General features: G+C 70.4%; 11 protein-coding genes. All 11 read right to left on the bottom strand.

All coding sequences use genetic code 11. The features are described 5' to 3' along the window. Positions 1 to 396: 396 nt before the first annotated feature. The 11 genes from J4573_RS55955 to J4573_RS06145 all read right to left on the bottom strand — a co-directional run bounded on the left by J4573_RS55955 (position 397) and on the right by J4573_RS06145 (position 13328). Positions 397 to 1518: a sensor histidine kinase gene (locus J4573_RS55955; RefSeq protein WP_208254241.1), complete on the bottom strand. Its 1122-nt coding sequence runs from the start codon at positions 1516 to 1518 to the stop codon at positions 397 to 399. Positions 1519 to 1549: 31 nt separating this feature from the next. Next, a complete protein-coding gene (locus J4573_RS06100; RefSeq protein WP_208254242.1) occupies positions 1550 to 2068 on the bottom strand; it encodes a DUF1990 domain-containing protein in 519 nt (172 codons plus the stop codon). Then, positions 2061 to 2918 (bottom strand): YndJ family protein, encoded by an 858-nt coding sequence (locus J4573_RS06105; protein WP_208254243.1) that lies wholly within the window; start codon positions 2916 to 2918, stop codon positions 2061 to 2063. The genes J4573_RS06100 and J4573_RS06105 overlap by 8 nt, the downstream gene beginning before the upstream one ends. Positions 2919 to 3073: 155 nt before the next feature. After that, positions 3074 to 3688, bottom strand: coding sequence for a CDP-diacylglycerol--glycerol-3-phosphate 3-phosphatidyltransferase (gene pgsA, locus J4573_RS06110; RefSeq protein ID WP_208254244.1), 615 nt, complete (start codon positions 3686 to 3688; stop codon positions 3074 to 3076). After that, the gene (rimO, locus tag J4573_RS06115) at positions 3685 to 5091 is read right to left on the bottom strand and encodes a 30S ribosomal protein S12 methylthiotransferase RimO (RefSeq protein WP_208254245.1); all 1407 of its coding nucleotides are present in this window, start codon (positions 5089 to 5091) and stop codon (positions 3685 to 3687) included. Before rimO ends, pgsA begins: the two co-directional genes overlap by 4 nt. A gap of 186 nt (positions 5092 to 5277) precedes the next feature. Beyond that, positions 5278 to 6030 (bottom strand): helix-turn-helix domain-containing protein, encoded by a 753-nt coding sequence (locus tag J4573_RS06120; protein WP_208254246.1) that lies wholly within the window; start codon positions 6028 to 6030, stop codon positions 5278 to 5280. Between the two features lie 272 nt (positions 6031 to 6302). Next, positions 6303 to 8870, bottom strand: coding sequence for an FtsK/SpoIIIE family DNA translocase (locus tag J4573_RS06125; protein ID WP_208254247.1), 2568 nt, complete (start codon positions 8868 to 8870; stop codon positions 6303 to 6305). Positions 8871 to 9010: 140 nt separating this feature from the next. Continuing rightward, the gene (locus J4573_RS06130) at positions 9011 to 10696 is read right to left on the bottom strand and encodes a ribonuclease J (RefSeq protein ID WP_208254248.1); all 1686 of its coding nucleotides are present in this window, start codon (positions 10694 to 10696) and stop codon (positions 9011 to 9013) included. After that, the gene (gene dapA / locus J4573_RS06135; protein WP_208254249.1) at positions 10693 to 11613 is read right to left on the bottom strand and encodes a 4-hydroxy-tetrahydrodipicolinate synthase; all 921 of its coding nucleotides are present in this window, start codon (positions 11611 to 11613) and stop codon (positions 10693 to 10695) included. The genes J4573_RS06130 and dapA overlap by 4 nt, the downstream gene beginning before the upstream one ends. Positions 11614 to 11946: 333 nt before the next feature. Next, positions 11947 to 12153 (bottom strand): hypothetical protein, encoded by a 207-nt coding sequence (locus J4573_RS06140; protein ID WP_208254250.1) that lies wholly within the window; start codon positions 12151 to 12153, stop codon positions 11947 to 11949. Between the two features lie 140 nt (positions 12154 to 12293). Then, on the bottom strand, positions 12294 to 13328 hold the full coding sequence (locus J4573_RS06145) for a glycoside hydrolase family 18 protein (RefSeq protein WP_243772495.1): 1035 nt from the start codon (positions 13326 to 13328) through the stop codon (positions 12294 to 12296). Between the last annotated feature and the right edge of the window lie 26 nt (positions 13329 to 13354).

Here is a 13354-nt window from a genome sequence, read left to right on the forward strand (position 1 = left end):
CGCCCTCCGCGCCGCCTTCGCCACCGCGATCTCCGCCACGCTCTGCGCAGCGTTCCACGCGGCCCTCTCTGCCGTGTTCCCGCGCCGCGTTCCCCGCCACCCTCCGCGCCACCCTCCGCGCCGCCCTGCCCGCCGCCCTCCGCGTCACCTCCGCCACCGCGATCTCCGCCACGCTCTGCGCAGCGTTCCACGCGGCCCTCCGCACCGCGATCTCCGCCACCCTCCGCACCGCCCTCCGCACCGCGATCTCCGCCACGCTCTGCGCCGCGCCGCCCTCTCCGCCGCGTTCCCTGCGCCGCGTTCCCTGCGCCGCGTTCCCTGCGCCGCATTACCCGCGGCCCTCCGCGCCACCGTCCACGCCGCGATCTCCGCCGCGTTCCCCGCCGCTTTCTGGGCTCAGTCGGCGAGAGGGAGGGTGGCTGCGACGCGGAAGCCGTCGTCGGGCAGCGGTCCGGCGGTGAACGAACCGCCCGCCAGCGTGACGCGTTCGCTCAGGCCGACCAGGCCGCGCCCACTGCCGGGGAACGGGTCGGGGTGCGCGACACCGCACGCGGCTCCGTTGACGACCTTGACCTCGAGGCGGTCGTCGAAGAACTCCACGATCACCTGGACCTCGGCGCCCGGCGCGTGCTTGATGACGTTGGTCAGCGCCTCCTGGACGATCCGGTAGGCCGCCGCCTCCGCCCGCCCGCTCACCGGCCGCTGCAACCCGCTGGTCGTCAGCCCGATCCTGATGCCCCGCCGCCCGTACGAGTCCACCAGCGCGGGAATCGCCCCCAGACCCGGCCCGGGGTCGCGCGGCGCGTCCGCCACGGCGGCCTCCCGCGACGGCGTGAGGACGCAGAGGATCTCCCTCAGTTCCTCCAGCGCCGTACGGCCGGTCCCCCGGATCTGCCCGGCCATCTTCGAGACCCACGCGGGGTCGCGGTCCGGGGAGACCTCCAGTGCGCCGGCGTCCACCACGATGAGGCTGACGCGGTGCGCCACCACGTCGTGCATCTCCCGCGCGATGCGTGCCCGTTCGTCGAGCCTGGCCCTGGCCTTTCCCGCCTCCAGGAGCTCCATCCGGCTGCGCTGGTAGTCGCGGAACATCAGCCCGGCGACGACGGCCCCGACGCAGAGCATCACCATCACCAGCGCCCGATCCAGCGACGGCCCGTAGAAGCACAGCACGACCGCGAGCTGCATCACGACCGACAGCCCGCACACACCGGCGACGCGCGACCATGAACGCCCGTACTGCCCCGCCGAGAACAGGGCGGCGACCAGCAGGAACGGCGCGCACACCAGGAAGTGCACGGCCACGCTCACGATCGCCACCGCGATGGGCCACCGCCGCCGGAACAGCAGCGCGAAGGATCCCAGGCCCGCCCCGACCGCCATGACCGTACGGTCCGCCCCGAGCAGGTTGTCCGGTTGGCCGGTGAACGTCAGCGAGTCGCCCACGCCGTAGAGCGCCACAACGAGCGCGAGCACGAGATCGAACACGGAGGAGCGCCGCCACGCTGACCTCGTCACACCGTCACGCTAGAGACCCCTCTCCTCAAGATCAACGACCGCCCCGCGCGGCGATCTTCCGCAGTACGGCGCCGCAACGGCGTCCGTAAGCGCGCTGCCCAACCGGCACCAAGGGCCCCGCGATCCGTGCCGGCACCCGGCACGGCCTGCTGAACGCCGTGACCGTGAGCCAGACGTCCCCGGCCTCGTCCATGGACACCACGAACGCCTCCTCACCGCACTCGGGGTGGCCGGGCAGCGTCCCGTACGCCCACCCCGCGCGGTGGTTCCCGTCCTTCGCCCACACCACCTTGCAGGGAGCCTTGAGCCGCAGAGGCCCGATCCCGAGCCCGACCGTCACCTCGACGCCGGGCGCGACCCGTTCGGCAGAGGCATCGATCCGCACCGGGATCGCACGATGCATCCGGAAGTCCAGCACCGCGTCGGCCGCCCGCCGAAAGACGTCCGGCCCGTTCCCGATCAACGTCCGCACCCGCAGATGGCTGTACCCGTCCGGCAGCGCCCCGCCCTCGGTGGCACCCACCTCGTCGTAAGTGAACCCGTCAGCCATCGAGCTCCCCCTTCCGGACCATCCGCCAGGCCAGCATTCCGCAGAGCCCGAACCCGAACGCGTTCCCTACCCCGTGAGTGGCCGCCATCCAACCGAGCGACGGATGGACCACGCCGGACGCCTCCCCCAGCGCCCACCACAGCGCGAGCACCATCGTGACCGCCAGCACTCCCGCCGACACCAGCAACAACCCTCGCGCAACACCTCCCGCCCGCACGTCGTTCACGATGACCCAGCCCACCAGCCACATGCCGCACGTCAGTACGACCGCGCCGGCGAACTCGACCCACTCCCCAGTGAAGTAGCCCACCAGCACCACGAGCGTCCCCACCGGCACACTCCACGCCGCCACCCCGGCCGCCTTCCCACCAGAGGCCCTGCATACGAGCCCCGCAGTCAACGCCGCCGCGAACCCGGCGAAATGAAAGTGCGCCACCGTCAGCGACAACACCCGCAACGAGAACCCGAAGAGCCGCACCCCACCCCGTTCCGCCACCAACGCAGTAGCCGCCATCACCGGCATCCCGAGAGCAACCCCCACCGCGACCCCACCACCACTCTGATTCTCGATGGCCCAGGTGAGACCCCGAAAGGCGAACGGCGTTCTGTGGATAACCGCCTTGAGCACCACCGCAGCCCCGCAGGCCGCCAAGGGCAGCGTGGCCAGGGCGTAGATCACGGCCAAGGTCACCGCCACCGAACCTCTGGGGAGCCACAGGGAGGTCACGCCCGCGACGGCGCCCGCGAGCCACAGGTGGCGGGTCCAGGCGGGGAGACCGATCAGGGCCAGGCCGAGGGGAACGACGGCGAGCATGCCGGTCATGACGATGACGTTCACGAGCGCGGTCATGGCGACCCCTTATTTGAACGTGTTCAAGCAAGATGAGCCTAGCGCAAGGTGAACACGTTCAAAAAGAGGCGTGCCAAAGTTAGGAGGCATGCCAAAGAAGGAGGGCGTGCCGAAGAAGGAGGGCGTGCCAAGAGAGACGGCGGGCGAGCGCCGGGTTAGGAGGAAGTGGCTTTGCGGCGTAGGCGGTAGGCCTGGAGTACGTAGTCGAGGCCGGTGACCACGGTGACGATGAGGGCGGCGGCCATGGTGGCCCAGCGGAGGGGGTCCAGGGGGCCGGGGAGGATGTAGAAGGTAATGGCGGCCATCTGGAGAGTGGTCTTGAGCTTGCCGCCCTTGCTGGCGGGGATGACGCCGTAGCGGATGACGACGAAGCGCATCAGGGTGATGCCGATCTCGCGGACCAGGATGACGATCGTCACCCACCACCAGAGCTCGCCCATGGCGGAGAGGGTGACCAGGGCGGCGCCGGTGAGGGCCTTGTCGGCGATGGGGTCGGCGATCTTGCCGAAGTCGGTGACCAGGCCGCGGCTGCGGGCCAGGTCACCGTCGATCTTGTCGGTGATCGAGGCGACCGCGAAGACGGCGAACGCGGCCAGGCGCCAGGCCGTGCCGTCCTGGACGAGCAGCCAGACGAAGAGCGGGACGAGCGCGATCCGGGCGGCGGTCAGGTAGTTCGCGACGTTGAAAACGCTGACCGGGGGGTCGGGCGTCGGGATCGCCGCGGGGTCCGGGACGGGGTTCGCCGCGGGGTCGGGCGTGCCGGTGCTCACGGGAGTTCCGCGACCAGGTCCACGCCGTCGGAGGCGACGACCCGGGCGGCGACGATCTCCCCTAGGGCCAGGCCCTCGCCGCGGACGAGGACGGTGCCGTCGACCTCGGGGGCCTGGTGCTCGGCGCGACCCTCGAAGCCCTCGGGGGTCTTGTCCTCGAGCAGAACGTGGATCTCCGAGCCGATGCGGTCCTCGGCGCGCTGGGCGGTGAGCTCGTCCGAGAGGGCCGAGAGCTCCTCGACGCGGCGGGCGACCTCGTCGTGGTCGACCTTGCCGTCGAACGTCGCGGCCTCGGTGCCGTCCTCGTCGGAGTAGCCGAACACGCCGATCGCGTCGAGGCGGGCTGCGGACAGGAACGCGACGAGCTCCTCGAAGTCCTCCTCGGACTCGCCGGGGAACCCGACGATGAAGTTGGACCGTACGCCCGCGTCGGGGGCCAGGGAACGGACCTGCTCCAGGAGCTCCAGGAAGCGCTCGCGGTCGCCGAAGCGGCGCATCGAGCGCAGCACCGGGCCGCTGGCGTGCTGGAACGACAGGTCGAAGTAGGGCGCGACGCCGGGCGTGGAGGCGATGACCTCGATCAGGCCGGGGCGGGTCTCGGCGGGCTGCAGGTAGCTCACGCGGACGCGTTCGATGCCCTCGACGTCGGCGAGCTCGGGCAGCAGCTTCTCCAGGGCGCGCAGGTCGCCCAGGTCCTTGCCGTACGAGGTGGAGTTCTCGCTGACCAGGACCAGCTCGCGGACGTCGTGCCCGGCCAGCCAGCGGGCCTCCTCCAGCACCTCGGCGGGCTGGCGCGAGACGTAGGCGCCGCGGAACGCGGGGATGGCGCAGAACGTACAGCGGCGGTCGCAGCCGGAGGCGAGCTTGAGGGGCGCGACCGGGCCGCCGCCGAGGCGGCGGCGCAGCACGCGGGGGCCGGTGGCGGGCGCCACGCCCTCGGGAAGATCGTCCTGGCCGTGGCCGGGGATGGAGACGGCTGCGGCGTCCCGGTCCACCGGGCTGATCGGGAGCAGCTTGCGGCGGTCCCGCGGCACGTGGGCCTCGCGCCGGCGGCCCTCGATCACGTCGTCCAGCCGCGCGCCGATCGCGCCGTAGTCGTCGAAGCTGATCACCGCGTCGGCCTCGGGCAGCGCCTCGGCCAGCTCGGCCCCGTACCGCTCGGCCATGCAGCCCGCCGCGACGACCTTGGCGCCCGAGTCGTGGGCGGCCAGCAGGGTGTCGATCGAGTCCTTCTTGGCGGCGTCGATGAAGCCGCAGGTGTTCACGACCACCACGTCGGCGCCGTCGGCCGACTCGGTCAGGTCCCAGCCCGCGTCCTCCATCCGGGCGGCGAGCTCCTCGGAGTCGACCTCGTTGCGGGCGCATCCGAGCGTGACCAATGAGACCGTGCGGCGTGTGGACATGCCCCTAACGGTAATGGGCGCAGGCCCCGGAACGGACCAGCGGCCCGCCGAAGGGCACTCCGGCCGAGGTCACGAGGTCACGAGGTCAGACCATGGCCCGGCCGGTCAGCCGATCCTGGGACGGTCAGACGGCGTCGAACGGGCTCAGCCGACCTCCAGGAAGGTCGGACCGGCGTCGAACGAGGGTCAGCCGGCCTCGGGGTCGCTCGGGGTGAAGCTCAGGCGCACCACGCCGCCGCCCTGGTCGGGGGCGCCGAGGTCCTTGCCGTTCACGGTGAGGCGCACGCCGTCACCGTTGCCGATCAGGATGCTGATCTTCTTCTTGGCGGTCCACGACTGGGTGTCGCCGGTGTGGAGCATGCCGCTGAACAGCGACTTGCCCTTGTCGCCGCGCACGTTGATCCAGGTGGTCCGGCGCGCCTTGACCTGCAGCTCGACGTTCTTGCGCGGCGCGGCCGCGATCGGGTCCTTCTTCTGCTTGGTCGCCGCCGGTGACGGCGTCACCGAGCGGCCGGGGCCGGCCGCGACCTGCTGGGCGGAACGATGCTCGCCGCCCTTGTCGCCGCTCACGACCGTGATCACGGCGTAGACCACGACGGCGACGAGCGCCAGCGCCATGGCCGCGCTCCAGTTGGGTGAACGGCGCTCGCGGAAGGCGACCGGCTTCTCGGGCTCGAACGCGCTGACGGCCGAGACGGGGGCGGGAGCGCCGCCGTGCGACTCGTCGTAGTCGCGCACGAGCGGCTCGGGATCGATCCCGATCACCCGGGAGATGCTCCGAATATGACCGCGGGCATAGAAATTGCCGCCGCACAGGGTGAAGTCGTCCCGTTCGATCGCGCGGATCACCGTCTCGCGAATCCGGGTCTGCAGACTCACCTGCGTGACAGTGAGACCGGCCTGCTCTCGCTCCTTCGCCAAGGTCTCACCGATGCTCACGCCGAACCTCCTTTAGAGCGCACCATGACCGTCCCCACACTCCAGCTACACCAGTCTAGAAACCGCAATGCCCGCTGAGCGACAGCCAACACGTTCGAAACAGGGCAAGATTTCGCATCAATCGCGGGAAGATCGTTCGGCGCCTAGGTAGATCGCCGGTGGCCGCCTCCCCACGACCGGATGGATCAGCAGGTCGGCCCCACGATCAGGCGCCGGTCGCGCGATGCGATCGGCCGAGCGCGGCTGCGATCAGCCGTCGCCGGGCTCGGCGATCAGGTGGTGGGGGCGCCGCCGCCTCGGAGGTCGGTGAGGACGCCGGGGAGTTCGTCGGGCTTCACCAGAACGTCGCGGGCCTTGGAGCCCTCGCTCGGGCCGACGATGTCACGGCTCTCCATGAGGTCCATCAGGCGGCCGGCCTTGGCGAAGCCGACGCGGAGCTTGCGCTGGAGCATCGAGGTGGAGCCGAACTGCGTGCTGACGACCAGTTCGATCGCCTGCACGAGCAGGTCCATGTCGTCGCCGATCTCCTCGTCGATCTCCTTCTTGGGACCGGCCGCGGCGGCGACGTCCTCGCGGTAGACCGCCTCCATCTGCCCCTTGCAGTGATCCACGATGCCGTGGATCTCCTTCTCGGCGACGTAGGCGTTCTGGATGCGCATGGGCTTGCTCGCGCCCATCGGCAGGAACAGCGCGTCGCCCTGGCCGACCAGCTTCTCCGCGCCGGGCTGGTCAAGGATGACGCGGCTGTCGGCGAGCGAGGAGGTGGCGAACGCCAGGCGGGACGGCACGTTGGCCTTGATGAGGCCGGTGACGACGTCGACCGACGGGCGCTGCGTGGCCAGGACGAGGTGGATGCCGGCGGCGCGGGCCAGCTGGGTGATGCGGACGACCGAGTCCTCGACGTCGCGCGGGGCGACCATCATCAGGTCGGCGAGCTCGTCGACGATCACCAGCATGTACGGGTAGGGCGTGTAGACGCGCTCGCTGCCGGGGGGCGCCTTGAGCTTGCCCGCCGCTACGGCCTTGTTGAAGTCGTCGATGTGCCGGAACCCGGACGCGGCCAGGTCGTCGTAGCGCCGGTCCATCTCGCCGACGACCCACTCCAGGGCCTCGGCGGCCTTCTTCGGGTTGGTGATGATCGGCGTGATCAGGTGCGGGATGCCCTGGTACATCGTCAGCTCGACCCGCTTCGGGTCGACCAGGATCATCCGCACCTCGTCGGGCGTGGCCCGCATCAGGACCGAGGTGATGAGGCCGTTGATGCAGGTGGACTTGCCGGCGCCGGTCGCACCCGCGATGAGGATGTGCGGCATCTTGGCGAGGTTGGCGACGACCGTGCGGCCCTCGACGTCCTTGCCCAGGCCGACGACCATCGGGTGGTGCTCGTTGGTCGCGGCGGGCGAACGCAGCACGTCGCCGAGCGAGACGATGTCCTTGTCGACGTTCGGGATCTCGACCCCTATGGCCGACTTGCCGGGGATCGGCGAGATGATCCGCACGTCGGCGCTCTTCACCGCGTACGCGATGTTCTTGGTGAGCGCGGTGACCTTCTCGACCTTGACCGCCGGGCCGAGCTCGATCTCGTACCGCGTGATCGTCGGGCCGCGGGTGAACCCGGTGACCTGCGCGTCGATGTCGAACTGCTCCAGCACGCCGGTGAGCGCGTTCACCACGGTGTCGTTGGCCTTGGTGCGCGGCTTGGCGACGCTGCCGGGGCGGAGCATCGCCGGGTCGGGCAGCTCGTAGATCTCGCCGGACGACGACAGCGGCAGCTGCTCCGAGCGCAGCGGCGCGGGGCTCGGGTCGGGGACCTCGGCCTGCGCGGGCGGCTCGTCCTCCAGGTCGGGCGGGGGCGGCGGCAGCGGCGGGCTGAACGGCTCGGGCTCGAAGAGGTCGTCGGCCAGGTCGCGCACCGGCTTGGCCGGCTTCTTGGGCTCGTCCTCCAGCAGCGGGGTGTCGTACGGCTTGGAGTGCTCGCCGACCTCCAGCTCGTCGTCGCCCTTCTTGCCGCGGCGGCGGCGCTTGGGCTTGTCGGCGTCGCCCGCGGCGTCCTCGTCCTCGTGAACGGGGCGGCCCTGCAGGGTGGCGACCGACCACAGCTCGTTCAGCCGGTCGGGGACCTTGGCGATCGGCGTCGCGGTGACGACCAGCAGGCCGAACGCCGACAGCAGGAGCAGCAGCGGCACCGCGACCCAGCCGCTCAGCGCGGCCTCCAGCGGCGCGGACGCGGCCCAGCCGATCACGCCGCCGGCGCCGCGCACCGCGTTCATGTTCTTGGCGGGCGCGGGCACCCCGGCGGCGATGTGGATCACGCCGAGGACGCCGACGCCGAGCGCCGTCATGCCGATGACGATGCGGCCGGTCTCGTCGTTGTGCTCGGGGTGGCGCAGCGTGCGCCAGGCCAGCACGGCCAGCAGCACCGGCAGCGCCACCGCGACGACGCCGAGGCCGCCGCGCACCAGCTTCTCCAGCGCGATCGTGACGACGCCGTCGGGCCGGAACCAGGTGACCGACGCCAGCACGATCGAGCCGCCGAGCAGCGCCAGGCCGAGCCCGTCGCGGCGGTGCTCCTCGTCGAGGTCGCGGGCGCCCTGCCCGTACGCGCGGAACACCGAGCCGACGGCGACCGCCGCCAGCTGGTAGAGCTTGACGACCAGGCCGATGGCGCCGAAGAAGATCTGGGCGATCGGGTCGGGCTTCTGCGGCGGGCGACCGCGGCCCCCGCCGCCCTTCTTGGCGGGGGGACGCTTGCGGGGGGCGGAACCGCCGGACGACTTCCGGGCCGTGCTTCCACGGGTACCCGAGGAGTTCTTCGTACCTCCGGACGCACGAGTGGCCATGATGATGAGACTAACCAAGCCCTCGCGCGGTTCCGCAGACCCGGAACGGCGTGTTGCGACCCCGGAATCCGCGCCGATCTTGCTCTGAGCGCCCTCTCCCGGTGCGCGGAAGGGCGCTCAGAGCAAGATCGGCGTACTGGTCAGACCTCGACGACGACGGGGATGATCATGGGGCGGCGGCGGTAGTTGTCGCTGACCCACTTGCCCATCGTGCGGCGAATGACCTGGTTGAGCTGGTGCATGTCGTTCACGCCGTTCGCGGCCGCGTCCTGCAGGGCCGCCTCGATGCGCTCGATGACCTCGTCGAAGTCCGCGTTCTGGATGCCGGCGCCGCGGGCGTGGATCTCCGGCCCGGCGACCAGCTTGCCCGAGGTGGAGTCGATCCCGATGACGCAGGAGACGAAGCCCTCCTCGCCCAGGATCCGGCGGTCCTTCAGCGAGGTCTCGGTGACCTCGCCGACCGTGATGCCGTCCACGTAGACGTAGCCGGCCGGGACCGCGCCGACGATCTTGGCGTGGCCGTCGGCCAGGTCGACCACCACGCCGTCCTCGGCGATGACGATGTTGTCGTCCTCGACGCCGGTGAGCGAGGCGAGCTTGGCGTGCGCCCGCAGGTGGCGCCACTCGCCGTGGATGGGCATGAAGTTGCCCGGCTTGGTCATGTTGAGCACGTACAGCAGCTCACCGGCCGAGGCGTGGCCGGACACGTGCACCAGCGCGTTGCCCTTGTGCACGATGCGGGCGCCCCAGCGGGTCAGGCCGTTGATCACCCGGTTGATCGCGGTCTCGTTGCCCGGGATCATCGACGAGGCCAGCATCACGGTGTCGCGGTCGGTGATGCGGATCTGGTGGTCGCGGTTGGCCATCCGCGACAGCGCCGACATCGGCTCGCCCTGCGAGCCCGTGCAGACCAGCACCAGCCGGTCGGCCGGGATGTCGTCCAGGTCCTTCTGGTCGACCATGATCGAGTCGGGCACGTCGAGATAGCCGAGCTCGCGCGCGACGCCCATGTTGCGGACCATCGAACGGCCGACGAAGCACACCTTGCGGTTGTTGGCGACCGCCGCGTCCAGGACCTGCTGAACGCGGTGGATGTGCGACGCGAAACAGGCGACGATGATCCGTTCCTTGGCGGTACGGAAGACGTCGTCGATGACCGGCCCGATGTTGCGCTCGGAGGTGACGAAGCCCGGCACCTCGGCGTTGGTCGAGTCCGACATCAGCAGGTCGATGCCCTCGGCGCCCAGCCGGGCGAAGCCCGGCAGGTCGGTGAGGCGCCCGTCCAGCGGCAGCTGGTCCATCTTGAAGTCGCCGGTCGCCAGGACGAGCCCGGCGGGCGTACGGATCGCGACGGCGAGGGCGTCGGGGATCGAGTGGTTGACCGACAGGAACTCGCAGTCGAACGGACCGAAGCTCTGCCGGTTGCCCTCGACGACCTCGACGGTCGTCGGCTTGATCCGGTGCTCGGCGAGCTTGGCCTCCAGCAGCGCCAGCGTGAGCCGCGACCCGACCAGCGGGATGTCGCGGCGCTCGCGCAGCAGGTAGGGCACGGCGCCGATGTGGTCCTCGTGGCCGTGCGTGAGGATCACCGCGGCGACGTCGTCCAGGCGGTCCCGGATGTACTCGAAGTCGGGCAGGATCAGGTCGATCCCCGGCTGCTCGGTCTCGGGGAACAGCACGCCGCAGTCGACGATGAGCAGGCGTCCGCCGTACTCGAACACCGTCATGTTGCGGCCGATCTCCCCGAGCCCGCCCAGCGCGACGATGCGCAGGGCGTTCTCCGGTAGTGCGGGCGGTGCGGAAAGCTCGGGGTGAGGATGGCTCACCGATTGACCTCCGGCATTTTGACTCCCCCATTCAGAAGGTCTTCGTGCAGGCGCGCCGCGAACTCCGGTGATGCCTCGCACAGCGGGGAACGCATCGGTCCCCCCGGCAGGCCCATCAGGTTCAGCGCTGCCTTGACGGCGATGGCGCCCTGCGTTCGGGTCATGATCGCGGCGACCACGGGGAGCAGACGGCGATGGATCGCCAGTGCCCGCCCGGTGTCACCGGCGCGGTATGCGTCGATCATCTCATGGAGATCGGCGCCCACGACATGGCCGACCACGCTGACGAACCCCACGGCCCCCATGGACAGCCACGCCAGGTTGAGCGCGTCGTCGCCGGAGTAGAACACCAGTTCGGCCGAGGCGAGCACCAGGGACCCGGCGAACAGGTCGCCCTTGGCGTCCTTCACGGCCACGATCCGCGGGTGTTCGCCCAGCCTGATCAGCGTGTCGGTGTGGATCGGCACCCCGGAACGGCCCGGGATGTCGTAGAGCATGTTCGGCAGCCCCGTCGCGTCCGCCACGGTTCGGAAGTGGCGGAGCAGCCCCTCTTGCGGGGGCTTGTTGTAGTACGGCGTGACGACCAGCAGGCCGTCGGCGCCGGCCGCCTCGGCCGCGCGCGCGAGTTTCAGCGTGTGCTCGGTGTCGTTGGTGCCGACACCGGCCACCAGGGTGGCGCGGTCTCCGACCGCGTCGATCACGGTCCGCAGCAGGCGGTCCTTCTCGTCGTCGCTCGTCGTCGGCGACTCCCCCGTCGTGCCGCTGACGACGAGCCCGTCGTGGCGCTGCTCGTCGACCAGGTAGGTCGCCAGGCGCGCGGCTCCGTCGTAGTCGACGGCCCCGTCGGCGGTGAACGGAGTGACCATCGCGGTCAGCATCCGCCCGAACGGGGCGCCAGGTGTTGTGCTGGGTGCCATGCACCGAAGGTACCGTTCCCGCAGGGCCCCGTGGACCCGCGTGGACCCGCAGGTCGCCCGGCGTGTGGCGGGGTCGGCGCCGGACGAAATGGCCCCTCTCACCCCCACCGCGGGATGATTCGGTCCGGCGCGGCCTTGACACCGAAAGAACGGCCCTTTTCGGTCCTTCGAACAGGAAGAAGCGGCCACCACACGCTCGGGGGTACGCGCGGTGACCGCTTCTACATCCACATCGTGGCACGCAAATGCCGCGTTACGGGGTAGGTCCGGCCAGTTTCCCGGACTCGGTTGGATAACGCGGGCCGGCGGGCCCGGTCTCCCTCATGGGCCGCCTCACGCACTGCGAGGAACGGCGGCGATCTCCTCGAGTTCGTGCAGACGAGCGCGCAGCTCCTCCACGTTCAGGGTTCGTACGAGCTCGTTCCCCCGGACGGCCCACCAGTGCCCAGAGCCGCCTCGTCCGATCCGCCATCCGGCGAATTCGGCCATCAGCTCACCGAGCCGCTCACCGTCGTGCCACGCGGGCTGCTGACTGCTCATCGGCCTCGTTCCCCACTTCCCTTGACCATCCGCCAGTAGGGGCTTTTGACACGCACCCAGCCCTACCCTCGGGAAGGCGCCCTGAACACGCTTTTTGACCTGGCATTTCGTGAATAAAGGAACGTGACAAGCAGGCTTGCTTAACCGCCAACCTTTGCTGACTCTCGCGGGAGCCAGTTTGCTCGGTAAGAAGCCCATTCCGAGGGGTTTGTGGTCCAGTCCGCATACACCCCGACACCCCACGGTTTCGCGGGTGGACGATCCAGGGCGTCGATGCCGCGCCGGACGCCGCGCAGCGCCACGGTGAGGTCCTCGGCCCAGTCCATGTTCGGCCGGTAGGTGGGGACGCCCATGAACACGGTGGTGCGGTCGCCGATCAGCCGCAGCGTCCACTCGGTGTGCCTTGCGTAGTGCCAGCCCGCGAGCGACTCGGTCGGCAGGCTCACGTCGTACGTCATGATCGCGACCTGGTCGGCCCGGTCGGCGACCTTCCTCAGGAAGTCGGCGGTCGGCCGCGGCGGGTAGTGGTACTTCCCGGCACGCGGCAGCAGGGCCTTGTAGAACGGCTGGGAGGCGTCCAGGAGCGTCTTCTGCTCCAGGGCCAGCGACAGCAGCTTGCCGCGCGGCTCGGTGAGGCGCCGCGTCTGGTCGAGCAGTTCGAGGAACGCCTTGTCGTCGGGGTAGATCGGCTCGAAGTCGTAGTGGATCCCGTCGAAGCCGAGGTCAAGGAAGATCTGGTCGGTTTTGAGGATCTGCTCGCGCACGGCCGGGTCGTTCAGCTGGATGATCCCGTGGCCGCTCACCTCGCGGATCTGCCCGAGGTAGGCCTGCATCCGCACGCCGGGCGCGTACGTGCGCATCGCGGCGACCAGCTTGGCCGCGTTGGGATAGAGGGCGGGCGGGACGGTGCCGTCGGCCTCGACCGGGCCCGCGTGGAAGTAGACGTCGGTGATCCGGTTCTCGCGCAGGAGCGTGCCGTACGCCCGGTACTCGGCGTCGGTGTGCGCCTGGCCGACCCACTGGTGCCGGGCCCACAGGGCGTTCACCTCGGTGCCCCGGGCGTGCGGCTCGGGCTGCCACCACACCCAGGCCCCGCCGACCGCGAGGGCGACCAGGCCGAGAACGTACGCCGCGGCCCAGGCGCAGCCCTTCAGGACGAAACGGATCTTCTTCATCACACACAACGACGCACGATGACCAG

Source organism: Actinomadura barringtoniae (assembly GCF_017573505.1).
Taxonomy (GTDB): domain Bacteria; phylum Actinomycetota; class Actinomycetes; order Streptosporangiales; family Streptosporangiaceae; genus Spirillospora; species Spirillospora barringtoniae.